This is a genomic window from Pantoea sp. Ep11b (assembly GCF_040783975.1).
Classification (GTDB): Bacteria; Pseudomonadota; Gammaproteobacteria; order Enterobacterales; family Enterobacteriaceae; genus Pantoea.
The window spans coordinates 2,544,901-2,571,243 of sequence record NZ_CP160631.1; the positions used below are offsets into that span (position 1 = coordinate 2,544,901).

Annotated in this window: 29 protein-coding genes; 14 read left to right on the top strand and 15 right to left on the bottom strand. The window is 57.3% G+C overall.

The window, feature by feature from the left end; genetic code table 11:
- The first annotated feature begins 187 nt into the window (after positions 1 to 187).
- Positions 188 to 718 (top strand): disulfide bond formation protein DsbB, encoded by a 531-nt coding sequence (gene dsbB, locus AB1748_RS12040; RefSeq protein WP_367395538.1) that lies wholly within the window; start codon positions 188 to 190, stop codon positions 716 to 718.
- Between the two features lie 55 nt (positions 719 to 773).
- Here dsbB and AB1748_RS12045 read toward each other — a convergent pair whose 3' ends face one another.
- The 3 genes from AB1748_RS12045 to AB1748_RS12055 all read right to left on the bottom strand — a co-directional run bounded on the left by AB1748_RS12045 (position 774) and on the right by AB1748_RS12055 (position 2,536).
- The gene (locus tag AB1748_RS12045; protein ID WP_111138883.1) at positions 774 to 1,220 is read right to left on the bottom strand and encodes a YcgN family cysteine cluster protein; all 447 of its coding nucleotides are present in this window, start codon (positions 1,218 to 1,220) and stop codon (positions 774 to 776) included.
- 64 nt (positions 1,221 to 1,284) lie between these two features.
- Complete coding sequence (locus AB1748_RS12050; RefSeq protein WP_111138882.1) at positions 1,285 to 1,944, bottom strand: fumarylacetoacetate hydrolase family protein; 660 nt, start codon at positions 1,942 to 1,944, stop codon at positions 1,285 to 1,287.
- Positions 1,945 to 2,260: 316 nt separating this feature from the next.
- A complete protein-coding gene (locus AB1748_RS12055) occupies positions 2,261 to 2,536 on the bottom strand; it encodes a YcgL domain-containing protein (RefSeq protein WP_111138880.1) in 276 nt (91 codons plus the stop codon).
- A 155-nt stretch (positions 2,537 to 2,691) separates the two neighbouring features.
- Between AB1748_RS12055 and minC the strand changes: the two genes are divergently transcribed.
- From minC to minE, 3 genes are read left to right on the top strand one after another with little or no spacing between them, the layout of a single operon-like run.
- Positions 2,692 to 3,411, top strand: coding sequence for a septum site-determining protein MinC (gene minC / locus AB1748_RS12060; RefSeq protein WP_111138879.1), 720 nt, complete (start codon positions 2,692 to 2,694; stop codon positions 3,409 to 3,411).
- A gap of 33 nt (positions 3,412 to 3,444) precedes the next feature.
- Complete coding sequence (gene minD / locus AB1748_RS12065; protein WP_111138878.1) at positions 3,445 to 4,257, top strand: septum site-determining protein MinD; 813 nt, start codon at positions 3,445 to 3,447, stop codon at positions 4,255 to 4,257.
- A gap of 3 nt (positions 4,258 to 4,260) precedes the next feature.
- Positions 4,261 to 4,530, top strand: a complete 270-nt coding sequence (minE, locus tag AB1748_RS12070) for a cell division topological specificity factor MinE (protein ID WP_111138877.1) — start codon at positions 4,261 to 4,263, stop codon at positions 4,528 to 4,530.
- Positions 4,531 to 4,583: 53 nt separating this feature from the next.
- Here minE and rnd read toward each other — a convergent pair whose 3' ends face one another.
- From rnd to AB1748_RS12105, 7 genes are all read right to left on the bottom strand, one after another.
- The gene (rnd, locus tag AB1748_RS12075) at positions 4,584 to 5,705 is read right to left on the bottom strand and encodes a ribonuclease D (protein ID WP_111138876.1); all 1,122 of its coding nucleotides are present in this window, start codon (positions 5,703 to 5,705) and stop codon (positions 4,584 to 4,586) included.
- 97 nt (positions 5,706 to 5,802) lie between these two features.
- Positions 5,803 to 7,476 (bottom strand): long-chain-fatty-acid--CoA ligase FadD, encoded by a 1,674-nt coding sequence (fadD, locus tag AB1748_RS12080; RefSeq protein ID WP_146240824.1) that lies wholly within the window; start codon positions 7,474 to 7,476, stop codon positions 5,803 to 5,805.
- Positions 7,477 to 7,684: 208 nt separating this feature from the next.
- Complete coding sequence (locus tag AB1748_RS12085) at positions 7,685 to 8,281, bottom strand: Slp family lipoprotein (protein ID WP_111138874.1); 597 nt, start codon at positions 8,279 to 8,281, stop codon at positions 7,685 to 7,687.
- Between the two features lie 59 nt (positions 8,282 to 8,340).
- On the bottom strand, positions 8,341 to 9,039 hold the full coding sequence (gene tsaB, locus AB1748_RS12090) for a tRNA (adenosine(37)-N6)-threonylcarbamoyltransferase complex dimerization subunit type 1 TsaB (protein WP_111138873.1): 699 nt from the start codon (positions 9,037 to 9,039) through the stop codon (positions 8,341 to 8,343).
- A gap of 45 nt (positions 9,040 to 9,084) precedes the next feature.
- Positions 9,085 to 11,001 carry an ATP-dependent DNA helicase gene (locus AB1748_RS12095; protein ID WP_367395539.1) on the bottom strand — a complete coding sequence of 639 codons (1,917 nt, stop codon included), beginning with the start codon at positions 10,999 to 11,001 and terminating at the stop codon, positions 9,085 to 9,087.
- Positions 11,002 to 11,194: 193 nt separating this feature from the next.
- Entirely contained in the window at positions 11,195 to 11,932 is a 738-nt protein-coding gene (locus AB1748_RS12100; protein ID WP_111138871.1) for a carbonic anhydrase, read from the bottom strand.
- Between the two features lie 574 nt (positions 11,933 to 12,506).
- The gene (locus AB1748_RS12105) at positions 12,507 to 12,674 is read right to left on the bottom strand and encodes a hypothetical protein (RefSeq protein ID WP_179895566.1); all 168 of its coding nucleotides are present in this window, start codon (positions 12,672 to 12,674) and stop codon (positions 12,507 to 12,509) included.
- Between the two features lie 336 nt (positions 12,675 to 13,010).
- Here AB1748_RS12105 and AB1748_RS12110 point away from each other — a divergent pair, with 336 nt between their 5' ends.
- On the top strand, positions 13,011 to 13,376 hold the full coding sequence (locus AB1748_RS12110; RefSeq protein WP_111138870.1) for a hypothetical protein: 366 nt from the start codon (positions 13,011 to 13,013) through the stop codon (positions 13,374 to 13,376).
- A gap of 60 nt (positions 13,377 to 13,436) precedes the next feature.
- Positions 13,437 to 13,781 carry a RidA family protein gene (locus AB1748_RS12115; protein WP_111138869.1) on the top strand — a complete coding sequence of 115 codons (345 nt, stop codon included), beginning with the start codon at positions 13,437 to 13,439 and terminating at the stop codon, positions 13,779 to 13,781.
- A 12-nt stretch (positions 13,782 to 13,793) separates the two neighbouring features.
- Here AB1748_RS12115 and AB1748_RS12120 read toward each other — a convergent pair whose 3' ends face one another.
- Positions 13,794 to 13,988, bottom strand: a complete 195-nt coding sequence (locus AB1748_RS12120) for a YoaH family protein (RefSeq protein ID WP_111138868.1) — start codon at positions 13,986 to 13,988, stop codon at positions 13,794 to 13,796.
- A 110-nt stretch (positions 13,989 to 14,098) separates the two neighbouring features.
- Between AB1748_RS12120 and pabB the strand changes: the two genes are divergently transcribed.
- From pabB to AB1748_RS12140, 4 genes are all read left to right on the top strand, one after another.
- The gene (gene pabB / locus AB1748_RS12125; protein WP_367395540.1) at positions 14,099 to 15,478 is read left to right on the top strand and encodes an aminodeoxychorismate synthase component 1; all 1,380 of its coding nucleotides are present in this window, start codon (positions 14,099 to 14,101) and stop codon (positions 15,476 to 15,478) included.
- Complete coding sequence (locus AB1748_RS12130; protein ID WP_367395541.1) at positions 15,462 to 16,025, top strand: CoA pyrophosphatase; 564 nt, start codon at positions 15,462 to 15,464, stop codon at positions 16,023 to 16,025. The genes pabB and AB1748_RS12130 overlap by 17 nt, the downstream gene beginning before the upstream one ends.
- A 181-nt stretch (positions 16,026 to 16,206) precedes the next feature.
- Complete coding sequence (locus AB1748_RS12135) at positions 16,207 to 17,571, top strand: L-serine ammonia-lyase (RefSeq protein WP_111138865.1); 1,365 nt, start codon at positions 16,207 to 16,209, stop codon at positions 17,569 to 17,571.
- A gap of 218 nt (positions 17,572 to 17,789) precedes the next feature.
- Positions 17,790 to 19,352, top strand: coding sequence for an EAL domain-containing protein (locus tag AB1748_RS12140; protein ID WP_367395542.1), 1,563 nt, complete (start codon positions 17,790 to 17,792; stop codon positions 19,350 to 19,352).
- Positions 19,353 to 19,452: 100 nt separating this feature from the next.
- On the opposite strand, the gene AB1748_RS12145 is transcribed toward AB1748_RS12140, so the two are convergent.
- Positions 19,453 to 21,033: a transporter associated domain-containing protein gene (locus AB1748_RS12145; RefSeq protein WP_367395543.1), complete on the bottom strand. Its 1,581-nt coding sequence runs from the start codon at positions 21,031 to 21,033 to the stop codon at positions 19,453 to 19,455.
- A gap of 249 nt (positions 21,034 to 21,282) precedes the next feature.
- Positions 21,283 to 21,558, bottom strand: a complete 276-nt coding sequence (locus AB1748_RS12150) for a hypothetical protein (RefSeq protein ID WP_367395544.1) — start codon at positions 21,556 to 21,558, stop codon at positions 21,283 to 21,285.
- On the opposite strand from AB1748_RS12150, the gene manX reads away from it, so the two are divergent.
- The 4 genes from manX (at position 21,539) to AB1748_RS12170 (ending at position 24,762) form a co-directional block, all read left to right on the top strand.
- Positions 21,539 to 22,495: a PTS mannose transporter subunit IIAB gene (gene manX, locus AB1748_RS12155; protein WP_367395545.1), complete on the top strand. Its 957-nt coding sequence runs from the start codon at positions 21,539 to 21,541 to the stop codon at positions 22,493 to 22,495. The two genes, AB1748_RS12150 and manX, sit on opposite strands and share 20 nt — an antisense overlap.
- Positions 22,496 to 22,551: 56 nt before the next feature.
- Positions 22,552 to 23,352, top strand: a complete 801-nt coding sequence (locus tag AB1748_RS12160) for a PTS mannose/fructose/sorbose transporter subunit IIC (protein WP_111138889.1) — start codon at positions 22,552 to 22,554, stop codon at positions 23,350 to 23,352.
- A 15-nt stretch (positions 23,353 to 23,367) separates the two neighbouring features.
- Positions 23,368 to 24,213: a PTS mannose transporter subunit IID gene (locus AB1748_RS12165; RefSeq protein WP_111138860.1), complete on the top strand. Its 846-nt coding sequence runs from the start codon at positions 23,368 to 23,370 to the stop codon at positions 24,211 to 24,213.
- A 90-nt stretch (positions 24,214 to 24,303) separates the two neighbouring features.
- Positions 24,304 to 24,762, top strand: a complete 459-nt coding sequence (locus AB1748_RS12170) for a DUF986 family protein (protein ID WP_293771160.1) — start codon at positions 24,304 to 24,306, stop codon at positions 24,760 to 24,762.
- On the opposite strand, the gene rlmA is transcribed toward AB1748_RS12170, so the two are convergent.
- Both rlmA and cspE read right to left on the bottom strand, forming a co-directional pair.
- Positions 24,759 to 25,568: a 23S rRNA (guanine(745)-N(1))-methyltransferase gene (rlmA, locus tag AB1748_RS12175; RefSeq protein ID WP_111138858.1), complete on the bottom strand. Its 810-nt coding sequence runs from the start codon at positions 25,566 to 25,568 to the stop codon at positions 24,759 to 24,761. The genes AB1748_RS12170 and rlmA overlap by 4 nt on opposite strands.
- Before the next feature lie 137 nt (positions 25,569 to 25,705).
- Positions 25,706 to 25,915, bottom strand: a complete 210-nt coding sequence (gene cspE / locus AB1748_RS12180) for a transcription antiterminator/RNA stability regulator CspE (protein WP_003852684.1) — start codon at positions 25,913 to 25,915, stop codon at positions 25,706 to 25,708.
- Between the last annotated feature and the right edge of the window lie 428 nt (positions 25,916 to 26,343).

Here is a 26,343-nt window from a genome sequence, read left to right on the forward strand (position 1 = left end):
GCTGGCTGCCGCGCGCCGCCTGTCGCCACCAGTGAATGTCCGCTTCGGCCTTTGCGGCGTCTCCCCCTGTAACCTGCGCTGGATCAGCATCAGGTTATGTTTACACACGATTTTTCCCTGGCTGTGGCTGGTTTGCCTGCGCTTTTGGTTTACACTGCGTGGCATTCACGTTTACAGGGAATGCAATATGTTGAGATATCTGAATCGCTGCTCACGCGGTCGCGGTGCCTGGTTATTACTGGCCCTGACTGCGCTGGCGCTGGAGTTGGCGGCGCTCTTTTTTCAGCACGTCATGGGTCTGAAACCCTGCGTGATGTGCATCTATGAGCGGAATGCGCTGTTCGGAGTGCTGGGCGCGGGGCTGGCGGGGGCGATTGCGCCGAAATCGCCGTTGCGCCTGGGGGCGCTGGCGCTCTGGATCTACAGCGCCTGGGAAGGTCTGCGCCTCGCTTATGAACACACCATGATTCAGCTGCATCCAAATCCTTTTACCACCTGCGATTTTGCGGCCCGCTTTCCCGGTTTTCTGCCGCTCGACAGGTGGCTGCCGTCGGTCTTTCTGGCCAGCGGTGACTGCGCAGAACGCAGCTGGACGTTTCTGACGCTGAGTATGCCGCAGTGGATGATTGTAGTGTTTGCCGGCTATCTGCTGGTGGCGGCGCTGGTCCTGATTGCGCAGCCCTTCAGACCGAAACAGCGCGACCTCTTTGGCCGCTGACAGAAAAAAGGCTGCCCGAGGCAGCCTTTTTTTCATCCTTCCGCGTTTACGACACTCAGCCGTTGCGGTCGGGCCGATCAATGATGTGATCTTCCCAGTCGCGCACTTCACTTTCCCGCACCGCGATATAACGCACCGAAATGCGCTGGGCATGCATAGCGCTTTTCGAACCGGCACGCAGCGGATGCCAGGCCGGAAGCGGTTTGCCCTCGCCCAGCAGCCGGTAAGCACAGGTGCGCGGCAGCCAGTCAAAAGTGGTCAGATTTTCGCGGGTGAGCTTGATGCAATCCTCTTCTAACTCGAAGCGGCGCTCATAGTTGCGGCACTGGCAGCTTTTGATGTTGAGCTGATTACAGGCGACGTTGGTGAAGTAGATCTCATCCGTGTCGGCGTCCTGTAACTTGTTCAGGCAACACTGACCGCAACCATCACACAAGGATTCCCACTCCTCATCGCTCATTTGTGCCAGGCGTTTGTGTTGCCAGAAAGGGGTATCAGTCATGATGATTGTCCGGGTTGTGCCTGAAACGCACCTTATAAAGCCTCTGCCGCAGTGATGCAAGTGTTTAGAGTACGCGTGTGCTGATGCCGTGGCCCGCTAATGAGACCTCCAGCTGATCCCCGGAACGCATCGGGCCGACCCCTTCCGGCGTGCCGGTCAGGATCACATCGCCGGCGCGCAGCGTAAAGTAGTGGCTCATATGAGCAATCAGCGGCAGGATTTTATGGATCATATCCGCAGTGGTGCCCTGCTGGCGGACCTCGCCGTTAACCAGCAACTTAAGCTCACTGTTCTGCGGGTCACCACTGAACCCGGCGGCCGGAATAAACCCGGAGATGGGACAGGCATTATCAAAGCCTTTGGACTTCTCCCACGGCTGACCCGCTTTTTTCAGTCCGGCCTGCAGGTCCCGCAGCGTCAGATCCAGCGCCACACCATAACCTGCGATAGCCTGAGCCACATGCGCTTCGGTAGCCTGCTTCAGGGTGGCACCGATCAGCACCGCCAGTTCTACTTCATGGTGAACGTCGCCAAAGCCGTCGGGAATCGAGAGCGGCTGGCGCAGATCACACAGCGCAGTTTCCGGTTTAATGAAGATAACGGGTTCAGTCGGCGTTGCACTGCCCATCTCTTTAATGTGTTTTGCGTAGTTACTGCCGACGCAAACCACTTTGCTGACCGGAAAATCTATCAGAGCGCCTTGCCAGTTCCGATGCTGATACATGCTCATCCCCTGTTCAGGTTAGGTGTGATGCCAGCGTTGCTGGCGGATTGATGTTTGCCTGTGAGCTGATCGAAATGCCAGCCTCATGGCGTGATAATAAGATCCTTTTAACGGTCCGGGGGGTAGAATTTGTCAATAAGCGTAAACAGGGGCGCATAATCGCTGAAGTTTCGACCAATCCGGGAGGGAATTCAGGCGAAAAATTTAAGAAGCGGAGAAAACAGATAAGCTGCGCCGTCTATTTTGCGCAGCCTTAAAGTCATATTATCCTGGCAGCATCGCGCTGAGAGGATTTATATTTACAGATGAATCTGAGTTAAACTTTTTTATCAGCCTGTAAATGAATTTTTAGCAGACTTTCGATTGGTGGAGGAAGCTGTAAATAATAGCCCTGTTCACTCAATCCCTGCTTAACTTTATTGATATCCGCATTAGCCAGTCTGTCGCGGCCCTCCAGCTTCAACACCATTGCCAGCTGGGGCTTGCCAAATCCTTTCAGCAACGCTTCAGGAACGCGCGAAAAATCGTCCTTTTTTTCAACATAGAGATAAGTCTGGTCACGTAACGGGCTTCTGTAGATCACACAAAACATATTTTTTACTCGAATTAACCGGCGTTGAGGCTTGTCTGAATATAGCTGTAACTATAACATGCTTGCAGAACTTCGAATATTCACCGTAAGCGCATAAACGATGATTTTATCATCGCCTGGCTGACGGTAGTGAAAACAGGACTGAGTCGGGACTGATGTCGCAAACGCCAATCGAATTTAAAGGTAGCAGTTTCACCCTGTCTGTCGTCCATCTGCATCACCATGACCCTGTGGTGATCCGCAAGGCACTCCAGGACAAGATTGACCAGGCGCCAGATTTCCTGAAGAACGCTCCGGTGGTGCTTAACGTCGCCACACTGAGTGCAGATGTTAACTGGAAGCAGCTACAGCAGGCGATTCTTGCCACCGGTTTACGCATTGTCGGCGTGAGCGGCTGTAAAGATGATGCCCTGAAACGCATTATCGTCCGGGCCGGCCTGCCGGTACTGGCTGAAGGTAAAGAGGCCCGGCCGCGCAGTGAAGCGCCCGCCCCTGCGCCTGCACCGGTTCCTGAACCCCAGCCTGTGATGGCTGAAGCCGTCGCCGCCAAAACCCGCATCGTGAATACCCCGGTGCGCTCAGGCCAGCAGATTTATGCGCGTGACGCTGACTTAATCGTCACCAGCAGCGTCAGCGCCGGGGCCGAACTGGTCGCCGATGGCAACATTCATATTTATGGCATGATGCGCGGCCGTGCGCTGGCAGGCGCCAGCGGTGACCGCAACTGCCAGATTTTCTGTACCCATCTGGCCGCCGAGCTGGTCTCGATTGCCGGGGAGTACTGGATCATGGATCAGATCCCGCAAGAATTTTTTGGTAAAGCTGCGCGCCTGTGCCTGCAGGATGGCGCGCTGACTATCCAGACACTTAATTAGGCCCCTTTTCTTTTGTTAAGGAAATCAACATTTATGGCACGCATTATTGTAGTTACATCCGGTAAAGGGGGCGTTGGTAAGACCACGTCAAGCGCGGCCATCGCCACCGGTTTAGCGCAGAAAGGCAAAAAGACGGTTGTGATCGACTTTGATATCGGTCTGCGTAACCTGGATCTGATCATGGGCTGTGAACGCCGTGTGGTCTATGACTTCGTTAACGTCATCCAGGGCGATGCCACGCTGAACCAGGCACTGATTCGCGACAAACGCACTGAGCAGCTCTACATCCTGCCTGCGTCACAGACCCGCGATAAAGATGCGCTGACCCGTGAAGGTGTTGAAAAAGTCCTGAACGACTTAGCCGCAATGGAGTTCGATTTCATCGTCTGCGACTCACCGGCGGGTATCGAAACCGGTGCGCTGATGGCGCTCTACTTTGCCGATGAAGCCATCATTACCACCAACCCGGAAGTCTCCTCTGTTCGCGACTCCGACCGTATTCTGGGCATCATCTCATCTAAATCCCGTCGCGCTGAAAACAGTCAGGAGCCGGTAAAAGAGCATCTGCTGCTGACCCGTTATAATCCTGGCCGCGTAAGCCGTGGCGACATGCTGAGCATGGAAGATGTGCTGGAGATCCTGCGCATTCCGCTGGTCGGTGTGATCCCTGAAGATCAGTCAGTCTTGCGCGCCTCTAACCAGGGCGAGCCGGTGATCCTTGACAGTGAGTCAGATGCTGGCAAAGCCTATGCCGATACCGTTGAACGGTTGCTCGGTGAAGTTCGTCCCTTCCGCTTTATCGAAGAAGAGAAGAAGGGTTTCCTGAAACGCCTGTTCGGGGGATAAACCATGGCATTACTTGATTTCTTTTTATCCCGGAAGAAGAACACTGCCAATATAGCCAAGGAAAGGCTGCAGATTATCGTGGCAGAACGGAGAAGGGGCGACAGTGAGCCCCACTATCTTCCGCAACTTAAGCGCGACATTCTGGAAGTGATTTGCAGATATGTAAAGATTGACCCGGAAATGGTGACGGTGCAGCTGGATCAGAAAGGGGATGATATCTCCATTCTGGAGCTGAACGTCACGCTGCCGGAAACGGATGACGTGACGAAATGACGCTGACCGTTTCCTGAATTTCCCCTGCGCTCTGGCAGGGGAAATTTTATCGGTCAGACATCCGCCAGAATGGCATCAATGCCAGGCTTCAACAGTTCGCCCCGCCATCCGGTGAGTAACTCCGGCTGACGTCCCTGTGGCTTCAGGCCCCAGTGCTGGCTGAGAACCTGATTGATCTGACGGCGTGACGCCAGCAGTTCCTGACTGAACCCACTCTGCTCACTCACCTGCTGCACCAGTGCTTTTACTGCTTTAAACACCTGCTTATAGTGCGGATGATCGATCAGATTACCCAGCGGTGCGGGTAATTCACTCTCGTCCAGCGCCGCAGCGTCGGCGACCAGCGCCACCAGCGTTTTGCCGTGGAAACGAATCTCATGTCCCGACAGCCCCAGATGGTCCAGCTCGCCCAGTGAGCCAGGCATAAAGCGGGCGACCTTCCAGAGATGCTCTTCGCGCACCACAAAATTGACCGCCATATCCTTTTCACGCGCCAGCTTCAGACGCCAGGCCGCCAGCCGCTGTAATGCCGCCAGCTGACGGGGGCGCAGCTGCCAGGCATTGGTGATATCCCGCCAGGCATCATCCGGTACAACCGTGTCGAGACGGCGCTGACAGAGGTTTTCGCACTCGCTGAGCGCCGCTGCCATATTACCGGCAGCCTCAGTATTCGCCATCAGTTGACGGGCAATCGGCAGCAGATAGTGGACATCTGCTGCTGCATAGGCGCACTGACGCTCGGTCAGCGGACGCGCCAGCCAGTCTGTGCGTGATTCACTTTTATCAAGCTCAACCTGGGTGAAATGGGCCACCATGGCGGCAAAACCCCATGAGAGTGGCTGGCCGGAGAAGGCTGCCAGAATCTGGGTGTCGATCATCGGCGTCGGCAGAACGCCGAAGCGGTGCAGGAAAACTTCCAGATCTTCCCCGCCGGCATGCAGGAATTTGGTGACGCGCGTATCCGTTAAGAGTTCGATAAAGGGTGACCAGTCACGGATATTCAGCGGATCAATCAGCACCAGTTGCTGATCGTCAAACAACTGGATCAGACCCAGCTGAGGATAGTAAGTGCGGGTACGGACAAATTCGGTATCCAGTGCCACCGCCGCGTGCTGGCGCGCTTTCTGACACACGTCTGCCAGTTGATCATCCTGGTCGATAAGGGAATAGTTCACGTCTGATTTTCACCGCAGCCAACAACGCGCGGCGCTCCATGTTAAACACAATAAAAACGCCGGACATGCCGGCGTTCAACCTCAATTCAGTCCTGCTTCAGCGCCCGGACTTTGCCTCGTCGCGCAGTTCACGTCGCAGTATCTTGCCAACGTTGGTTTTAGGCAATTCATCCCGGAACTCGATGATCTTCGGCACTTTGTAACCGGTCAGCTGACGGCGACAGTGGTCGAGCACCTCCTCTTTTGTCAGCGAGGGATCTTTTCTGACGATGCAGACTTTCACCGCTTCGCCCGAGAGATCGCTGGGCACGCCAATCGCCGCCGCTTCACGTACTTTAGGATGTTGCATCAGCACATCTTCGATCTCATTCGGGTAGACATTAAAGCCTGACACCAGAATCATATCTTTTTTGCGGTCGACGATGCGAATAAAGCCTTCCTCATCAACGGTAACAATATCACCGCTGTGGAGCCAGCCATTTTTCAGCACCTCGGCCGTGGCCTCGGGGTGCTGCCAGTAACCCAGCATCACCTGCGGACCGCGGATGCAGAGCTCGCCCGGTTCACCCGGTGGCACCTCATTACCGGCATCATCCAGAATCAGGACATCGGTAGAAGGCACCGGCAGGCCGATACTGCCGGTGTGACAGCTGATGTCATAGGGATTGACCGACACCAGCGGCGAACACTCGGTCAGGCCATAACCCTCCAACAGATAGTGCCCGGTGAGCTTTTCCCAGCGCTCAGCCACCACTTTCTGCACCGCCATTCCGCCGCCCGCAGAGAGACGCAGCGTGGAAAAATCGAGTTTATTAAACTGCTCATCGTTGAGGAGCGCGTTAAACAGCGTGTTCACGCCGGTGATGGCGGTAAAGGGCACCCTGCCCAGCTCTTTGACAAAGCCGGGGATGTCGCGCGGATTGGTGATCAACAGGTTCTGACCGCCCAGTTCCAGGAACAGCAGGCCATTCACGGTGAGTGCAAAGATGTGATACAGCGGCAACGCGGTGACCACAAACTCTTTGCCATCGCGCAGCATTTTGCCATAGGTCGCCCGGGTCTGCTCAATGTTCGCCTGCATGTTGCGATGGGTCAGCATCGCCCCTTTGGCAACGCCAGTGGTGCCGCCGGTATACTGGAGGAAGGCGAGATCGTCATTGGAAACCGTCGGACGCTGATAAGGCAGCGCGGCCCCACTCTCCAGCACCTGACGAAACGAGATGGCGCCCGGCAGATGGTATTTTGGCACCAGCTTTTTCACATATTTGACGACAAAGTTTACCAGTGTGGCTTTAAGCGGGGCCAGCTGATCGCCCATCCGGGTCAGAATGACGTGGCGAACCGGGGTTTCTGCCACCACTTTTTCCAGCGTGTGGGCAAAATTGGAGACGATAACGATGGCGCTGGCGCCGCTGTCATTAAGCTGATGCTTCAGTTCACGCGGCGTATAGAGCGGATTGACGTTGACCACGACCATGCCCGCACGCAGCACGCCAAACAGGGCCACCGGATACTGGAGCAGGTTAGGCATCATCAGCGCCACCCTGTCTCCGGCTTTCAGGCCCAGCTGTTGCTGGAGATAGGCGGCAAACGCGCGGCTCTTCTCCTCCAGCTGGCGAAACGTCATTTTCTGACCCATGTTCAGAAAGGCGGGTTGATCGGCGTAGCGTTTTACGGCCTGCTCAAACAGATCGACCAGAGAAGTATAACGATCTGCACTTATTTCGGCAGGCACATCTGCCGGGTAGCGTTTCAGCCAAACCTTATTCAAGGATCCACCCCGATAATTATGTTGTATTTCCATCGCTGCCTCAGCCAATCTGGTTTGTTAACAATATTTTAACTGATTGTACCAGTTTGCCTGTTTCGGCATGTTGAGGTTGCGAAGTCCATCACTAAATTTCGTGCTGATAAAACAGACAAATAAAAAGCCCGGCTGCGAGCACCGCGACCGGGCTGAATAAAGACGATGTTCACACTTACTCGGTCAGGATAGTCTGCACCTCTGTCGGGCCGGTATTCATCATGCCCCAGTAAGGATTAGGCCCCCAGTAGCCCCCGCGATGGCGGGTAGGCCCATACCAGATCCAGGGATCCACAGGCTGAGGCGGCGCCATCACCTGCTGCGTCAGCCGCCAGCGCTGATAGCCGCGCACATCGATGACCACGAATTTATAATCCGCCTCTCCGATTTTGCCCTGCTCGGTGCCCTTCAGCGTGCCCAGCACCGTAACATACTGATTACGGACATCCACCGGATCGACAAAACCGTGGATGTCGGCAAAGATCCGGCCAACTGACGCCGCCCCCAGACGCGGTCTGGCGCTGTCATCCAGCGGCTGAGCCGCAATCTCCAGCCGGGTTTTGCCATTCAGATTGGTAACATTGACTACCTTGCCGCCAAAGCGCGACTCCTGCCCGACAAACAGCGACGGATCGCTCATCACCCGCAACAGATCCTGTTGCGGCTGCGGCGAACTGCCCTGCAGCGTGTCAGGAATAGAGACACAACCGGTTAACGCCAGCACGCAGGTCAGCAACAGACCTGAAAGCCCTTTACCACAGATTGACGACATAGAGATTCTCCCATCAGGTAAAGATTAGACTGGACGCATAACAATAAGTTGCGTCTCTTTTACCGGCCAGGTAACTTTTTCCAGGCGACCTCATTGCGCAGATAGGTCGGCTCTGCCGTTTCCGGCAGACACGTTTCACCACGGGCCAGCGCCAGGGCGGCCAGCGGCAGCATATCCTCTGCGGCAGGCAGGGCTACGTCGCTGGCGCTGAGCGTCAAAGAATGGCCCTGCTGAAGCCCCGGATAAGCCTGCCAGCCGGTGCCTGCGGTCATCCATTGGCCGGACAGCGCCTGCATGCGTGCCAGCGCCGCCTCCGGTGAGAGCACGCTTTCGGTGGCCTCGCCCTGCCAGACGCCCTGCTCATCGCGCTGATATTCGGCCCAGTAGACCTCCCCCATGCGCGCATCAATCGCGGTTAACACCCGCGTGGCACCGTGCAGACGCCATGCACCTTCCGCCAGGGTTGCCAGAGTAGAGACGGCGATCATCGGCAGAGCGGCACCCAGTGCCAGGCCTTGCGCAATCCCAATCCCGATTCGTACACCGGTAAAACTGCCGGGACCACGGCCAAACGCCAGCGCGTCAAGATCGGTCAGTTCCAGCCGCTGCGCCAGCAGCAGCTCCTCGACCAGCGGCAGAATGCGCTGGGTGTGATCGCGCGGGGCGATCTCAAATCGGGCATCCATCTGTTGCTGATTCAGCAAAGCGGCTGAACAGGCTTCTGTTGCCGTATCCAGCGCTAAAATTCGGGCTGACATGACTACCTCAGAAGAAAGAAAAACGGCGCGCATCTTAGCACAGAATTACGCGTCTGGTTCGGGTTGCTGGCGGATAAAGGCGATGGCGCGGGCGATATCCCGGGTACGCGGCGTGGGCGGCAGGCTGTTGAGAAACAGTGCACCATAGGGCCGCGACACCAGCCGCTGATCGCAGATCACCAGCACACCGCGATCGTTCGTGTCGCGGATCAGGCGTCCCACCCCCTGCTTCAGGGTGATCACCGCATCCGGCAGCTGCACGTCGGCAAAAGGGTCGCCGCCGCGGATACGACAATCTTCCATCCTCGCCTTCAACAGCGGATCTTCCGGTGAGGTAAAGGGAAGCTTGTCGATGATCACCAGCGACAGCGCATCGCCGCGCACGTCCACGCCCTCCCAGAAGCTGCTGGTCGCCACCAGCAGAGCATTGCCCTTCTCAATAAATTGTTTCAGCAACTGGCCTTTACTGGTTTCACCCTGCACCAGTACCGGCAGCGTCATTGAGGCGCGAAACTCTGCGGCCAGCTCGCGCATCATCAGGTGCGAGGTGCAGAGAAAGAAACAGCGGCCTTTGTTGGCGTCAATCAGCGGCTTCATCATCGCGGCCAGCTGGCGCGCGCCACCAGGCCGGTTCGGTTCCGGCAGATTACGCGGCACGCAGAGCAGCGCCTGCTTCGCAAAGTCGAACGGGCTGTTGAGGATCAGGCTCTTCGCTGCATTGACCCCCAGCCGTTCGGCGAAGTGCGCCATGTTCTCGTCGACCGCCAGCGTTGCAGAGGTAAAGATCCATGCGGCCTTGCGGTTGTCCATCACTTCACGGAAGCGTTCCGCTACCGAAAGCGGCGTGAGCGCCAGGATAAAGTGGCGTGAGGTGCATTCATACCAGTAGCTGTAGCCCGGCTCGTTAATTGCCCGCAGCCGTTTCAGCCGCCCACGATAGAGCGCGGCCCGCTCAAAGGCGGCATCCAGCAGGGCCGATCGGCCCAGCGACAGTTTGATGACGTCGTAGCAAAGCTCAAGCGCGTCATCCAGCAGCGTGAACATGCGCAGAATCGCGTTATCGCTCAGCAGTTCGCGCAGATTACCGCGAAAGCCGGGATCGCCTAATGCCAGCCGGAAATCCTGCGCGCACTGCGCCAGCCGGTCTGCCGATTTCTGCAGCTGCCGGGCATCACGCACTTCGGTGCGGTAGGCGGTAATAATGTCTTTGGCCAGATCGAGTAACTGGCGGCTGGAGAGTTGCTGACCAAAATAGTGGCTGGCGATATCGGGCAGCTGATGGGCTTCGTCGAAGATCATCACATCCGCTTCGGGGATCAGTTCACCAAAGCCCCCCTCCTTTACCACTAAGTCGGCAAGGAACAGATGGTGGTTAACCACTACGACATCGGCGTCCATCGCACGCTTTCGCGCTTTGACCACAAAACACTCTTTGTAACGCGGACAATCGGTGCCGAGGCAGTTATCGTTGGTGCTGGTGACCAGCGGCCAGACCGGGCTGTCTTCGGTTACGCCTGCGCAGCTGCTGATGTCTCCATCTTCCGTCTGCGACGACCAGCTTCGCAGCGTCACCAGGTCGGTCAGCGCCTGAACAGTGAGATCGCCTCCCGCCATCGACTGCTGTTCCAGCCGTTCCAGGCAGAGATAATTTGAGCGCCCCTTCAGCAGGGCGGTTTTACCCGTGAACTTCAGCGCGCGGGTCATGGTGGGCAGATCGCGGCCATAGAGCTGATCCTGCAGCGCTTTGGAACCGGTGGAGACAATCACTTTTTTACCGGCCCGCAGAGCGGGCGCCAGATAGGCATAGGTTTTGCCAGTGCCAGTGCCGGCTTCCACCACCAGTTCACCCTGCTGTTTTACGGCTTCTGAAACCGCCTGCGCCATCTCACGTTGTGCTTCGCGCGGCCTGAAACCTGCGATCGCCTGCGCCAGGGCGCCATCCACTGCAAAATCGTCTGCCACATACCCTCACAAAGAACGGCAAAAACACTGTAATTATGTCAGTATTGCCATAACAAAGCAAAATAGAGGTTTTTCAACAGATTAGGCAATTATGGCAGAAACAAGCGGGCCCTTGAACCGCTTCGCGGAAACAAAAAGGCGGCACATGGCCGCCTGAGGATATGGGCTTCCTGCCAAAGCACCGGGTTAGGGCTTACTCGACGATCATGCGGCCGTTAAGGTGCTGCAGCGGACGATTGTTGGTGGTTTTCAGAGCCCGCTTAAAGGCGTCGAGCTGGGCCTGCGAGAGTGTGACCGGCTGCTTCATCACCAGCCAGCGGATGCCTTCGCTGCAGGGAGGCGTGGTCAGCGAACCGCTGAAACGATAATAGTGCAGGTCTTCCGGGAAGAGCTCGCGCAGATCGACCTGACGATTGATGCTGACCTGCTGATTCTCCTTTTTCGGCATCGCGTCAATCAGGGGAGTCAGCGCCGGGTTCTCTTTGCCGACTTCAAACATCACCGCGACTACGGCCAGGTCGCCATCCTCTTTGCTGTGAACAAAATGGGCTTCCAGCGGAAAGGTATGTCCATTGATCTGGTTTTCACCGGGCGTGTGAAAATGATACTGACGCAGAGTGAACTTTTCACCGTCCAGAATAAAGTCATCTTCATGATCGACGGTAACCTGAATAGTGTGGCCATTATTAATGACTTTTTCCGCCGACGCCTGATAAGCCAGATTCAGGGGCTGCAGATGCCCCTGTATGGGATCTTTAATATTTATGGGCGACTGCGCCTTTCCTTCGTGGCAGAGGTGAAAATCGCTGCTCAGTTCACTCCAGTGCTCCGGCCCTGCTTTGCCTTCGTAGCTCCAGTGCGGCTCTGCTGCGCTGGCGACACCCATGGACGACAGCGCGATGATCAGACTTAACCGTGTTAATCGTTTCATTTTTATCCCTGCTGATAAGCTAATGTTCGGCAGCGATAATATTCCGCGCCCTTTTATATCAGCAAGGTGACAAAATGCGATCGTTCACCTTCTTCAGGAATAATGAGTTTACTATTTTTATCGATGTTAATTTAATTAACATTCTCGTTTTATCATTATTCAGAATTAAATGGCCGGTGTGGTCCGGGCGCTGAATATGTCCGTTAACGATTAAATGCCAGAGTATTTTTCAGAAGCTGAAGGAAAAAAGAAACCGCAAAACGGGCGTTTTGCGGTTTATCTGTCACGCCGAAGAGACGGGCGGCCCGTTCCCGGTTAGCAGATCAGACATCCTTTTCCAGCGGATCCTCTTCCTCATCCTCTGCGTCATCTTCAGGATAGATCTCAGCATCATCTGGCAGGGGTTCATCGTAATCAGGACGTTCAGACATAATTACCTCCGGTGATAAATAGCAGTGCTGCTATTTCAGATGAGCATAGTTAACCGGCACGCCCCGCCGCACAATTTCCGCCTGAAGTGTGAGCCGGGCTTAAGATCGCTGTAAGAGCGTGAAAAGGTTCAAACGGCTCTGCGTTAATGGTGTATGTAGAGCGCGCCCGCCAGCATAATGATGAAGAGCACAGCAAACGTTATTACTCCCTGCCGGGTGCCTTTGGATAACCCCACAAAGGCCGCGATAACAATAAAGAGCAGCGTCAGTGCGCCCGCCATCACCCAAAACAGATACTGCGTATTCGCCATGTGTTCATCCTCATTCTGTGGCGCTATCTTTTGATTGATTTATAACATTTTTCAGCCCGTCCTGCCGGAGTTTCACCGCAGACAGCGGCTGATTGCGCGATTTGCAGACGTGCGCCCGGTCTGACGCCCGCCATGGCGCGGCGGACAGTGTGATGCAGTTATCAAATGCAGATGAACGCCGCGAGGAAACTAACACCCGGATTATACTAATCAAATCAGCTGACCGTTGGGATGTGGCACCTGCTGGCTGATGTGCCGACACTGGCTTAACGTTGCCTCAGGCACTGTTAAGCAGATGGCCTTAACCCGACTGCCTGACTCAGGCGGAGGAATGTGATGAACTATTTCCGCATCGGCTCTCTCGCCGGCGTGCTGCTGCTCTGCGGCTGCCAGGCCCCCACGCCCGACCAGGCTCGTCAGCAGGCACCGCTCTTTCAGGGCCAGAGCACCCGAACCGCCCCCCAGCTCAGCGACTGTATCTATCGCGGCTGGTCCACCACGACAGTCATTGCCAGCGATAACACTACCCACACTCAGCCCAGAGGCAGTGACATCAGCGTTTACACCTGGGAGGATTCTATTTTTGCGGATATCACCCCTCAGCGGAAAGGATCGGAGGTGAAATATTTCACCACGTTCAGGATGGCGCCTCAGGTGATGGCGGACAGGCAGGCAATCGTTCAGCGCTGCCTGCGGGCGTAAAGGGTGACAGCGGTGTCAGGAGTGTGCCAGGCTAATGCGCAAATAACGAGGGAGAAACCGATGAGCATTACCCGCATTGATCCGGAACACCGCATGTCCGAGGCTGTCATTCATAACGACACCATCTACTACACCAGCGTGCCAGAAAACCTGGACGCCGATGCCGAAGCACAGACAGCGAATGCGCTGGCCGTCATTGATGCGATGCTGACGCGCCTGGGCAGCGACAAAAGCAAAATCCTGGATGCAACGCTGTTTCTGGTCGATAAAGCCGACTTCCCTGCGATGAACCGCGCCTGGGACGCCTGGGTCTCGCCGGATAATGCGCCGGTGCGCTGCACGGTTCAGGCCGGACTGTTGAATCCGAAATATAAAATCGAAATTAAGATTATCGCGGCCCGTTAACCGCGCCGGGCGTTATTCCTCTTCGTTTTCATCATCTTCGTCGTCGAATAGCGCCCGAATCTGTTCACCCGTATGGCTCTCACGAATTTCCTGCGCCACCTGGGCGATCGCCTGGCCGCTCGTCAGCCCGCCAGCCATTAATTCCTGAATGCGTTCGACGGCCTGTTGCTGCTGCTCATGAGAGAGCGCCGGTAATCCTGTTATCATGTTCTACTCCTGCGTTGGGGCTGACAGTATCCCACGCCGAACTAACAGGTGCCAGTCAGGAAAAAATATGTCAGTCTGACCGCCTCTTTGCCTGCTGATTTCTCTGCACGATGATTGTTGAAACCCTGACGCTTGATTACACCCCGGATGCGCTGATACAGCGCTTCGCGCCCCTTTCCTCTCTGCCGTGGGCGATGCTGCTCTCCTCCGCGCAGGCCAGCCACAGCGACAACCGCTTTGATATTCTGACCGCAGACCCGCGTGCGACGCTGGTTACCCGGGGAGCCACCACCACTATCAGCGACCGGAACGGCAGCCGCGACTCCACCGCCGATCCGCTGCTGCTGGTTCAGCAGCAGTGTGATGCACTCGGCGTCACGCCGGTGACCAGCGAAGCTTTACCGTTTCAGGGCGGGGCGCTGGGCCTGTTCGGTTACGATCTGGGCCGCCGGTTTGAATCCCTGCCGCAGCACGCCGAGGCCGATCTCACCACGCCGGACATGGCGGTGGGGATCTACGACTGGGCGCTCATTGCCGATCACCACCAGCAGACGCTGACGCTGGTGGCGACAGAAAACGTAGCGGCGCGGGCCGCCTGGCTGACAGCCTGGCCCGCGCGCAAAACCGTACCCTTTTCACTGACCAGCCGCTGGCGTTCCAATCTGAGCTATGCCGACTACGCCGCACGCTTCGACCGGGTACAAGCCTACATTCAGGCGGGCGACTGTTACCAGGTCAACCTGGCCCAGCGTTTTCAGGCGGGCTATCAGGGGGATGAGTGGCAGGCGTTTACCCGGCTGAATGCGGCCAACCGCGCGCCGTTCAGTGCGTTCCTGCGTCTGCCTGGCAGTGCGATCCTCAGCCTGTCGCCCGAGCGTTTTCTCTCCCTGAATCAGAAACAGATCGAGACCCGACCGATAAAAGGCACCCGGCCACGTTGCAGCGATCCCGTCGCCGATGCGCAACAGGCCGAGGCGCTGCGCAATGCCGGGAAAGATCGCGCCGAAAACCTGATGATTGTCGATCTGCTGCGCAACGATATCGGCCGCGTCGCCGTTCCCGGCTCGGTGACGGTGCCGGAGCTGTTTGTGGTTGAGCCTTTCCCGGCGGTTCATCATCTGGTGAGCACGGTGCGGGCGCAGCTGCCTGCAACCCTGCAGGCCACGGATCTGCTGCGCGCCTGCTTCCCGGGCGGATCGATAACCGGCGCGCCCAAAATCCGGGCGATGGAGATTATTGATGAACTGGAGCCGCAGCGGCGCAATGCCTGGTGCGGCAGTATCGGCTATCTCAGCCTCTGCGGAAGGATGGATACCAGTATCACCATCCGCACGCTGATCGCCGAGGGGCAGCAGATCTACTGTGCCGCGGGAGGCGGGCTGGTGGCCGACAGCGATCCGGCGGCGGAATATCAGGAGACGCTCGACAAAGTGAGCCGGATTTTACCGGCACTGGAACAGACCGGAGGCGCCGTTGGCCCTGACGCTTGAGATCTTCCGCAGCCGTTTTCTGTTGCAGCAGCCTGCCCGCAGCACGCAGCGCCTCTCCGGACGCCATGCCGCAGTGCTGGTGCCGGTGGTGGCGCGGCCTGAGCCGGGCCTGCTGCTGACGCAACGCTCGCATGCGCTGCGTAAACATGCCGGGCAGGTGGCCTTTCCCGGCGGGATGCAGGATGCCACCGACGCCTCGCTGATCGCCACCGCGCTGCGCGAGGCGCAGGAAGAGGTGGGGCTGGACCCGCAGCAGGTCGAGGTGCTGGGCGCGCTGCCTGCCGTAACCAGCAGTACCGGTTTTCAGGTCACGCCGGTGCTGGGGATTATTCCGGCCGGTCTGCGCTTGACCCTGAATCCGGAGGAGGTCAGCAGCGCCTTTGAGATGCCGCTGGCCGAGGCATTACAGCTCAGCCGCTACAGCGCGCTGGAGATCAACCGGGCGGGCGTGCGCCATCCGGTCTGGCTGTCACGGTACCAGGATTATCTGGTCTGGGGCATGACCGCCGGGATTATCCGTTCGCTGAGCACACAGATCGCTTTCTGATCCTGTCCGGGCGCGATAGCCCTGCCCCGTCAGTTCTCTGCCGGTTTACGCTATAATTTTTTCTACTGGTTTTAATAAGTTTATTTCATGCGAAAAGCTGCTCTTTTCCGGTGCATGACCTTTACTATTAGCGCCATAAACTGCCGCGGCAGACTGATAATAATTGTGAGGAGTGTCACCTGTGATTAGTGTTTTCGACATGTTCAAAGTGGGCATCGGCCCCTCAAGTTCGCATACTGTCGGCCCGATGAAAGCGGGTAAACAGTTTGTGGATTTGCTCAGCGAACAGGGAAAGCTGCAGGAGGTGACCCGGATCGCCGTGGATGTCTATGGGTCGCTCTCCCTGACCGGTAAAGGCCACCACACGGACATCGCCATTATTATGGGTCTGGCGGGCGAATCACCGGATACCGTAGACATCGATGCGATCCCCGCCTTTATCAAGGATGTGGAACAGCGTGAGCGGCTGCTGCTGGCAAAAGGCGCGCATGAGGTGGACTTTCCGCGCGAAGGCGGCATGGTGTTCCGCAGTGAGAACCTCTCCCTGCATGAGAACGGCCTGCGCCTGCTCGCGTTTGCGGGCGACCTGCTGATCCTGTCAAAAACCTACTACTCGGTGGGCGGCGGTTTTATTGTCGATGAAGAGCACTTCGGCCAGTCGGCGCTGGATGAGGTCTCTGTTCCCTGGCCGTTCCACTCCGCCAAAGATCTGCTGGCTCACTGCCGCGAAACGGGCCTGTCGCTCTCGGGCCTGGTCATGAAGAACGAACTGGCGCTGCACAGCCGTGATGAGATTCAGGCCTATTTCGCCACCATCTGGCAGACCATGCAGGCCTGTATCGATCGCGGCCTGAATACCGAAGGTGTGCTGCCTGGCCCGCTGCGGGTGCCGCGCCGCGCCGCCTCGCTGCGTCGTCTGCTGACCTCCTCCACCAAACACTCCAGCGATCCGATGATCGTCATCGACTGGATCAATATGTTTGCGCTGGCCGTTAACGAAGAGAACGCTGCGGGTGGCCGGGTGGTGACGGCTCCGACCAACGGCGCCTGCGGCATCGTGCCTGCGGTGCTGGCCTACTACGATCACTTTATCGAGCCGGTCACGCCCGATATCTTCCTGCGCTATTTCCTTGCCTCAGGCGCGATTGGCGTGCTCTATAAAATGAACGCCTCCATCTCTGGTGCCGAAGTGGGCTGCCAGGGTGAAGTCGGTGTCGCCTGCTCAATGGCGGCAGCCGGTCTGGCCGAGCTGCTGGGTGCCAGCCCGGAGCAGGTCTGTGTGGCCGCCGAGATCGGCATGGAGCATAACCTGGGGCTGACCTGTGACCCGGTGGCGGGTCAGGTGCAGGTGCCCTGCATTGAGCGCAACGCGATCGCCTCAGTGAAAGCGATCAACGCGGCGAGAATGGCGCTGCGCCGCACCAGTGAACCACGCGTCTCGCTGGATAAGGTTATCGAAACCATGTATGAAACCGGCAAAGATATGAACGCCAAATATCGTGAAACCTCACGCGGCGGGCTGGCAATCAAGGTTCAGTGCGATTAACGCCCCCAGCGGTTTAAATAACGCGCAAACATAATAAAATCCGTATCCTGCGCTATCTCAGCGCAGGATTACACGGTAGAGTGATTTCCGCGCAGCCGTCCGGCTTGCCCTGCTTTCCAGACCCGCTTTTCTGCATTACGGCCTCAGTTCTGGCCTGACCGTGCCGATACTCATCCCGTTGTGTTGCTTTTTTCTGGCTTTAGGGAAGGTGGAAACTGATGTTGATGGCCCAGCAATATGTTGGACAATTCAGACGCAAGCGTTTGCTGATCGCGCTGATGATCGCCACCCTGGTGCTGATTCTGACGCTGGCATTCCGCTATATCGAAGAAAAAGCGCGCATCGAGCAGCAGGCGATGGATTTTGCCGACAAGGCGATAATGCGGTTCGACCGGATGTTCTCCCCGCTGGAGGTGTCAGCCAGTAATATGCTGGGGCTGGTTGGCGTGCCCTGCCAGGATGTTCGCTTTCCGCTCATTGAGAAGATCTCCTCGCTGCAGACGGTGCGGGCGATTCTGCTGGTCGATAACGATATGCTCTACTGCTCCAGTATCTATGGCCCGCGCACGATCCCCTTTGGAGAGACCTACCCCGACCTGGCCTTTAACGGCCAGCGCATGACGCTCTCTACCGATCGCTATCTGCTGAAAGGGTCACCGATACTCCTGCTGTGGACGCCCAGGAGTCTGGATAACCGCTCCGGCATTCTGCAGGCTATCAATATCGAAATGATGAGCAACTACCTGCTGGAGCCGGAGCTGCCCTGGGTGGAGCGCGCCGTCTTCAACGTCAATGGTCAAAGCCTGGAGTATGGCAATCCATTGATTGAGGCCACGGTGCCGGCAGATGATGAGGTGAGCTACGAGCAGGAATCACTGCGCTATCCCTTCAGCCTGACGCTCTATGGCCCCTCTCCGACCCGGCTGGCGCTGGCGACGCTGCCTTCCCAGCTGCCGCTGGCGCTGCTGCTGAGCCTGCTGGTCGGCTACATCGTCTGGCTGGCCACCGCGAACCGCATGAGCCTGAGCTGGCAGATCAGCTACGGCATTACCGCGCGCGAGTTTATGGTCTACTGTCAGCCGCTGATTAACAGCAAAAGCGGCGAGTGCGACGGCATCGAGTTACTGCTGCGCTGGCACAATGCCCGCCAGGGCTGGATAGCGCCGGATCTCTTTATTCCGCTGGCCGAGCGGCAGAACCTGATTAAACCCCTGACGCGCTTTGTGCTGGCTGAGGTGGTCAGCGCGTTACCGCAGTTGCCCGACGATCCCGACTTTCATATTGCCATTAACGTGGCGGCCAGCCATTTCCGCGATCGGGCCATTCTGGAGGATCTGCAGACGCTCTGGTGGCCCGCGACGCCTGTGCCGAAACTGGTGGTGGAGCTGACCGAGCGGGATGCGTTGCCGGTCGTGGATCAGTCGGTGATTTCCCAACTGCATGATATCGGCGTGCGGCTGGCGATCGATGACTTCGGCACCGGCCACAGCTCGCTCTCCTATCTGAAAGATCTCCATCCCGATGTGCTGAAAATCGACAAGATTTTCACTGCGGCCATCGGCACAGACGCGATTAACGCCACGGTGACGGATATGGTGATCTCGCTGGCGCAGCGTCTGAATATCAGCCTGGTGGCCGAGGGGGTCGAAACCGCCGAGCAGGCGGCCTACCTGCGCGAGCGCGGCGTGGATCATCTTCAGGGCTACTATTATGCCCGACCGATGCCGCTGGCGGATTTCCCGGCCTGGCTGGCCGCGCATCAGGCCGATGTCCGGCCCTGAGTCCGCGACCGCGCAGGCGACGGACAAAAAAACAGCCGCGGCGGTGAGGCAGCGGCTGTCAGAGAAGTTCAGCGTGGCAGATTAACGCTGCCGCAGACGATTACCCCTCTTCATCTTCATCGTATGGCTTGTCTTTGGTGACGCGCACCAGATCGATACGGTAGTCGGTCGCCTCGATAATCTGGAAGTGCAGCGGCGTAATATCAATCACATCGCCAGGCAGGGGTAACTGCCCTTTCTGGGCAATCAGCAGGCCCGCCAGAGACGCGTGATCTTCGGCCGGATCGACCAGTTCATGGAAGTCGAGCAGCTGCTGCAGCGAGTGCAGGTCAGTGCCGCCTTTGACCAGCCAGCCGTCGCCATCTGCAATGATATCGGGCGTTTCATCCTCATCCGGGAATTCCCCGGCAATCGCCTCCAGCACATCCAGCGGAGTAATCAGCCCCTGCACCACGCCAAACTCGTTGGTAACGATGACAAAACTGCCCCGGGCGCGACGCAGCACGCCGAGCAGGTTGATCGGGTCCAGCGTTTCCGGTACCACAATAGTCGGGGTACTGGCCGCAAAGGCCGCCACATCCATCCCATGATCCAGCGCCACCAGCAGCTCTTTGGCGCGCACGACGCCGACAATCTCATCCAGCTCGCCCCGGCAGACCGGGAACAGGCTGTGCGGCGTATCGAGCAGCTGCATGCGGATCTCATCAACGGGACGGTTCGCATCAACCCACGAGATTTCACCGCGTGGCGTCATGATGCTGCGAATCGAACGTGACGCCAGCGTCAGCACGCCGTTAATCATATAGCGCTCTTCGTCCTTAAACGCCTCCTGCGGCATCGCTTCCGCCAGCGCCACCTCTTCGCTGGATCCGCTGTTGTTGTTGCTGGCGGTCTGGGCGCGGTTGCGGCCGCCCATCAGGCGCAGAATCGCTTCGGCGGTGCGCTCACGCATCGGGCGATTCGACTGATGGCGGATAAAGTTGCGTCGGGCAATCTGGTTAAACAGCTCGATCAGAATTGAGAAGCCAATAGCCGCGTAGAGGTAGCCTTTAGGAATATGGAAACCAAAGCCTTCTGCCACCAGCGACAGACCGATCATCAGCAGGAAGCTCAGGCAGAGCACCACCACGGTCGGATGCGCGTTGACAAAGTTGGTCAGCGGTTTCGACGCCAGCAGCATCACACCCATCGCAATCACCACGGCAGTCATCATCACCGGCAGATGGTTCACCATTCCCACCGCCGTGATCACGGCATCCAGCGAGAAGACAGCGTCCAGCACCACAATCTGTGTCACCACGGCCCAGAAACTGGCGTAGCCGCGATTGCCGGAACCCTCAAGCTGTCGGTTCTCCAGCCGCTCATGCAGTTCCATTGTCGCCTTGAACAGCAGGAACAGGCCACCCGCCAGCAGGATCAGATCGCGGCCCGCAAAGCTGAAACCGCCTACGCTGAACAGCGGTGTCGTCAGCGTCACCATCCAGGAAATCAGCGACAGCAGGCCCAGACGCATCACCAGCGCCAGCGACAGACCAATCAGGCGCGCTTTGTCACGCTGCTTTGGCGGCAGCTTGTCGGCCAGGATGGCGATAAAGACCAGGTTGTCGATGCCGAGAACAATTTCCAGCACCACCAGCGTCAGTAAACCCGCCCAGATTGAGGGGTCGAATAAAAATTCCATTATTTATGACTCCAGAACAGGGATCCAGACGAGCCGGGACGTATCAGCGCAGCAAAGCGTGACATCGGGATAGTCGGGAAAACGTGGAAAACGCCGTAAGGCGAGAGGTGACGCGCCAGCAGGCGCAAAGAACAGATTAAGCGACGTCGGTGACGATCCATAAGGTGGGCTGATGCCCGTTACTCCTGAGTAATAAACAGAAGGTTAATGTATCAGTTCGGAAAACGGCGTCAAAAAATTTTCTCATTTTTACAAACTGTAGCAGAGATGATCGGCCACATAGAAAAGCGCACGGTTTCCGGCAGCGGGTAAATAACAGACAGGCATCACATCATTTATTTTTTCGCTCACTAAAATAAGCCCCGACTTCATGGCTTTTACCAACGCAATTCCCTTTTTTCGACGCGATACCTGACTGTTGAGACAGCAGGTTAACGCGATATCAAAGCAAAATTCAAAACCGTTCATCCCCCAGATGAGCATCTCTGGCATAAGGAGGTAGCAGGTGACCATAGCAATTGTCATTGGTACACACGGCTGGGCAGCGGAACAACTGCTGAAAACAGCAGAAATGCTGTTGGGCGAGCAGGAGAATGTCGGCTGGATAGATTTTGTGCCCGGTGAAAATGCTGACACGCTGATTGAAAAATATCAGGCAAGGCTGGCAGAACTCGATACCGGCCAGGGGGTGCTGTTTCTGGTCGATACCTGGGGCGGCAGCCCGTTTAACGCAGCCAGCCGGATCGTGGTGGACCGGCCACAGTATGAGGTCGTGGCCGGGGTCAATATTCCGATGCTGGTTGAAACGCTGATGGCGCGCGACGATAACCCATCCTTTGAGGCGCTGGTCGCCGTGGCGGTTGAGACCGGTCGCGAGGGGGTAAAAGCCCTGAAAGCTCCCGACGCGGCGCCCACCCGCGTCGAACCGGCCGTGGCCGCGCCTCCGGTAAAACCGATGGCACCGGGCGATCATATGAAGATCGGTCTGGCGCGGATCGATGACCGCCTGATCCATGGACAGGTCGCGACACGCTGGACCAAAGAGACTAACGTCCAGCGCATTATCGTCGTCAGCGATGAGGTGGCTAACGATCAGGTGCGTAAGACCCTGCTGACCCAGGTCGCTCCGCCGGGCGTGACGGCACATGTGGTGGATGTCGATAAGATGGTGCGGGTGTGGAACAACCCGAAGTATGGTCAGGATCGCGTCATGCTGCTGTTTACCAATCCCACCGATGTCGTGCGGGTGGTGGAACAGGGTGTTGAGATTAAATCCGTCAACATCGGCGGGATGGCATTTCGTCAGGGAAAAACGCAGGTCAATAACGCGGTTTCGGTCGATGAAAAAGATATCGCCGCCTTCCGCAAACTTAACGAGCGCCATATCGAACTGGAAGTCCGCAAAGTTTCCAGCGACCAGAAACTGAAGATGATGGATTTGATCGCGAAAATGAATGCGTAAAAGGCGCCTGCGTTTCCGGGTGCATTACCATTATCCTGCTGAGGACACGACGTATGATGGAAATAACCTCGCTACAGATTATTTTGATTTTTATCGTTGCCTGTATTGCCGGGATGGGGTCGATTCTGGATGAGTTCCAGTTTCACCGTCCGCTGGTCGCCTGCACTCTGATCGGTATCGTGCTGGGGGATATGAAAACCGGCATCATTATCGGCGGTACGCTGGAGATGATCGCGCTGGGCTGGATGAACATCGGGGCCGCCGTGGCGCCGGATGCCGCCCTCGCCTCGATTATCTCGACCATTCTGGTTATCGCGGGCGGTCAGAGCGTCGGAGCCGGTATCGCGCTGGCGATCCCGCTCGCCGCCGCCGGACAGGTTTTGACGATTATCGTGCGGACGCTGACCGTCGCCTTCCAGCATGCGGCGGACAAAGCGGCCGAAAAAGGCAATCTCACGGCCATCTCCTGGATCCATGTCTCAGCCCTGCTGCTGCAGGCAATGCGTATCGCCATCCCGGCCCTGATCGTGGCGATTTCTGTCGGCACCAGCGCGGTGCACGCCCTGCTCAGTTCAATCCCGGAAGTGGTGACCAACGGGCTGAATATCGCGGGCGGCATGATTGTGGTGGTCGGTTACGCGATGGTGATCAACATGATGCGCGCGGGCTACCTGATGCCCTTCTTCTACCTGGGCTTCGTGACGGCGGCTTTCACCAGCTTCAACCTGGTGGCGCTGGGCGTGATTGGCGTGGTGATGGCAGTGCTCTACATCCAGCTCAGCCCGAAATATAACCGTGCGGCGGGTGCGCCCGCCGCTGCCGCGACCCCAAACGATCTCGATAACGAACTCGATTAAGGAACAGGTGAGCACATGGTCGATATAACCAAAGTCGAAAAGAAACTGACACCCGGCGATGTCCGCGCCGTTTTTCTGCGCTCCAACCTGTTCCAGGGTTCATGGAACTTTGAACGTATGCAGGCGCTGGGCTTCTGCTTCTCAATGGTGCCGGTGATCCGCCGTCTCTATCCTGAGAATAATGAGGCGCGTAAACAGGCGATTAAACGCCATCTGGAGTTCTTTAACACGCATCCTTATGTGGCCGCGCCGGTGCTGGGCGTCACGATGGCGATGGAGGAGCAGCGGGCCAACGGCGCGGCCATCGACGATGGGGCGATTAACGGCCTGAAGGTCGGGCTGATGGGACCGCTGGCCGGGGTGGGCGATCCCATCTTCTGGGGCACGGTGCGACCGGTCTTTGCCGCGCTGGGGGCCGGTATCGCCATGAGCGGCAGCCTGCTGGGTCCGCTGCTGTTCTTTGTGCTGTTCAACCTCGCGCGCCTGCTGACCCGCTACTACGGTGTGGCCTATGGCTACCGCAAAGGGATCGATATCGTCAGCGACATGGGCGGCGGTTTCCTGCAGAAACTCACGGAGGGCGCCTCGATCCTGGGGCTGTTTGTAATGGGGGCGCTGGTTAACAAGTGGACGCACGTTAACATCCCGCTGGTGGTGTCACGCATCACCGACTCGACCGGTAAAACCACAGTAACCACGGTGCAGTCGATTCTCGATCAGCTGATGCCGGGCATCGTGCCGCTGCTGCTCACCTTCGGCTGCATGTGGCTGTTGCGCCGTAAGGTGAATGCGCTGTGGATTATCGTCGGCTTCTTCGCCATCGGTATCTTCGGTTACTGGATAGGCCTGCTCGGTCTGTAATCTTATCCCGCCGGGTACGCCACCACCCGGCGGCTGGCAGGATGAGCCGGGCCATACCCGGCTGATCCCGCCCTGTCTGAGGCCGCTGTCATGTCTTTAACCGATGCGCTGATCGCGCTCTGTATTGCCGCCCTGCTGCTGTTTGCGATTTATGATGAGGCGATCCTGCCCCGCCGTCGTGGTCCGACCCGGTTAAGGGTGACGCTGCGGAGACGGCATAAAATCGACAGCCTGATTTTTATCGGGCTGCTGCTGATGCTGCTCTGGAATAATCTCAGCCATCAGGGCCCGCCGCTCACCACCTCCCTGCTGATGGTACTGAGTTTTCTGGCGTTCTGGCTTTTCTGGCTGCGTAAACCCACGCTACTGATGAAGAACGCGGGACTGTTTTACGCCGGTGTCTGGGTCGATTACCGGCGGATTCAGGGCATGAATCTTTCTGAGGATGGCATTCTGGTGGTGCAGCTGGAGCAGCGCCGGCTGCTGATTGCCGTGCAGCAGCTCGACGATCTGGAGCGCATCTACCATACGCTGGTGGAGGCGCGTTAGTCGCGCTGCCAGAGTGTCAGGCTGAAGTCTGCATCGCAGCTGAACTGCTCACTCTGTTGCAGGGTCTGCCAGACCGCTTCACGCGCACGCCAGGCGAACGGCGTCATCTGCAGCAGGGTTGTCGCGGCCGCGCCCGTCAGCGCCATCGGGTAGCGCAGCGCATGCTGAGCCCGCTGGCGGAAACCGGGATAGGATTTCTGTTCCGGCACATGCAGCTGCACTTCACGATAGATCAACGCCTTAAACTGCTGCAGATGGTGCGGGCCGGGTGTGACGGTCAGCACCAGCCCCCCCGGCTTCAGTACGCGCGCCAGCTCGGCTTCATTGCAGGGCGCATAAATCCGCACAATCGCATCCAGCGATCCATCGGCAAAAGGTAAGCGCTGGCTGGAGGCGACACAGAAACGTACCGCCGGATAGCGCTTTGCCGCCAGCCGGATCGCTGTTCTGGCGACATCCAGCCCATAGATCGTTGCCGCCTCACCGGCGGCTTCGGCCAGCGCGGCGGTGTAGTAACCCTCGCCGCAGCCGATATCCAGAAGGCGGCACGCAGGCTGCTGGAGTACGGACGCGAGCAGCGTGACGACCTGCTCCCGCAGCGGCTGATAATAGCCTGCCTCAAGAAATTCCCGTCTCGCCTGCATCATCTCTGCACTGTCACCCGGTTCCCGCGACCGTTTATGCTGAACGGGTAGCAGATTGACATACCCTTCTTTCGCCTGGTCAAACTGATGGCGATTTTCACAGCACCAGCTGCGTTCTTTCAGGGTGAGAGAAGTGTGACAAAGAGGGCAAATCAGGGACATAAGGTGCTCCGGCATCAGATAACGCGGCGCAGTGTAACCTTATCATTTCCGCATCGGAAGCATAAAGAAAGCCCCGGCTATGCAGCCAGGGCTTTAAAATTCCAGGTCAGGGTGCGATGCACCGGGCTGGCATCGGATCAGATAGCAGTGACGTTAACAGCTGCCGGGCCTTTCTGGCCATCCTGAATTTCAAACTCAACGCTCTGGCCTTCAGCCAGGGTTTTGAAACCATTGCCCTGGATTGCAGAGAAGTGTACGAACACATCTTTGCTGCCGTCTGCAGGGGTGATGAAGCCAAAACCTTTAGACTCGTTGAACCACTTAACCTGACCTTTAATCTTTGCCATTTTGCAAATTCCTTTAGATGTTTATTAAGCCCGAAGGCTGTCTTACAGAAAAACCAGAGACATTACTGCATGAGGCACTAATTAAGGTTCGGCAAGGAAGCGGTATTCAACGTCAACGTCTTTACTCGTACTTCTTTACTGAAGATGCCATGCATAAACAGAACTGTACCTCGTTTAACCCACGAATTGTTATCACATATCCCAAAAATAATGGCAAGCCATTTTTAATGCCTCAGCGAGGCTGCGCACACAATTGACGTCAGGCTCACATTGCCTGTTCAGAGAGGTGGACAAAACGCGGTGTGAATAATGCTCTGCCGCGGCCAGCCCCCTTTTTAACGCGCGGTTTCCGGCGCTAACCTGATGGATACCATAAGAAATAAATATTGCATAAATATGGCAGAGGCAGAATGAATAAGCAGAGCGGC

Bases quoted from the DNA above. Each gene is read 5' to 3' on its own strand.
- AB1748_RS12165 (WP_111138860.1), top strand. From the start codon at position 23,368: ATGGTCGATATAACCAAAGTCGAAAAGAAACTGACACCCGGCGATGTC.
- rlmA (WP_111138858.1), bottom strand. From the start codon at position 25,568: ATGTCCCTGATTTGCCCTCTTTGTCACACTTCTCTCACCCTGAAAGAA.
- AB1748_RS12045 (WP_111138883.1), bottom strand. From the start codon at position 1,220: ATGACTGATACCCCTTTCTGGCAACACAAACGCCTGGCACAAATGAGC.
- AB1748_RS12170 (WP_293771160.1), top strand. From the start codon at position 24,304: ATGTCTTTAACCGATGCGCTGATCGCGCTCTGTATTGCCGCCCTGCTG.
- AB1748_RS12160 (WP_111138889.1), top strand. From the start codon at position 22,552: ATGGAAATAACCTCGCTACAGATTATTTTGATTTTTATCGTTGCCTGT.
- AB1748_RS12055 (WP_111138880.1), bottom strand. From the start codon at position 2,536: ATGTTTTGTGTGATCTACAGAAGCCCGTTACGTGACCAGACTTATCTC.
- pabB (WP_367395540.1), top strand. From the start codon at position 14,099: ATGATTGTTGAAACCCTGACGCTTGATTACACCCCGGATGCGCTGATA.
- AB1748_RS12150 (WP_367395544.1), bottom strand. From the start codon at position 21,558: ATGACAATTGCTATGGTCACCTGCTACCTCCTTATGCCAGAGATGCTC.
- AB1748_RS12100 (WP_111138871.1), bottom strand. From the start codon at position 11,932: ATGAAACGATTAACACGGTTAAGTCTGATCATCGCGCTGTCGTCCATG.
- AB1748_RS12145 (WP_367395543.1), bottom strand. From the start codon at position 21,033: ATGGAATTTTTATTCGACCCCTCAATCTGGGCGGGTTTACTGACGCTG.
- dsbB (WP_367395538.1), top strand. From the start codon at position 188: ATGTTGAGATATCTGAATCGCTGCTCACGCGGTCGCGGTGCCTGGTTA.
- minD (WP_111138878.1), top strand. From the start codon at position 3,445: ATGGCACGCATTATTGTAGTTACATCCGGTAAAGGGGGCGTTGGTAAG.
- minC (WP_111138879.1), top strand. From the start codon at position 2,692: ATGTCGCAAACGCCAATCGAATTTAAAGGTAGCAGTTTCACCCTGTCT.
- AB1748_RS12110 (WP_111138870.1), top strand. From the start codon at position 13,011: ATGAACTATTTCCGCATCGGCTCTCTCGCCGGCGTGCTGCTGCTCTGC.
- tsaB (WP_111138873.1), bottom strand. From the start codon at position 9,039: ATGTCAGCCCGAATTTTAGCGCTGGATACGGCAACAGAAGCCTGTTCA.
- AB1748_RS12105 (WP_179895566.1), bottom strand. From the start codon at position 12,674: ATGGCGAATACGCAGTATCTGTTTTGGGTGATGGCGGGCGCACTGACG.
- minE (WP_111138877.1), top strand. From the start codon at position 4,261: ATGGCATTACTTGATTTCTTTTTATCCCGGAAGAAGAACACTGCCAAT.
- cspE (WP_003852684.1), bottom strand. From the start codon at position 25,915: ATGGCAAAGATTAAAGGTCAGGTTAAGTGGTTCAACGAGTCTAAAGGT.
- AB1748_RS12120 (WP_111138868.1), bottom strand. From the start codon at position 13,988: ATGATAACAGGATTACCGGCGCTCTCTCATGAGCAGCAGCAACAGGCC.
- AB1748_RS12140 (WP_367395542.1), top strand. From the start codon at position 17,790: ATGTTGATGGCCCAGCAATATGTTGGACAATTCAGACGCAAGCGTTTG.
- AB1748_RS12050 (WP_111138882.1), bottom strand. From the start codon at position 1,944: ATGTATCAGCATCGGAACTGGCAAGGCGCTCTGATAGATTTTCCGGTC.
- AB1748_RS12085 (WP_111138874.1), bottom strand. From the start codon at position 8,281: ATGTCGTCAATCTGTGGTAAAGGGCTTTCAGGTCTGTTGCTGACCTGC.
- AB1748_RS12115 (WP_111138869.1), top strand. From the start codon at position 13,437: ATGAGCATTACCCGCATTGATCCGGAACACCGCATGTCCGAGGCTGTC.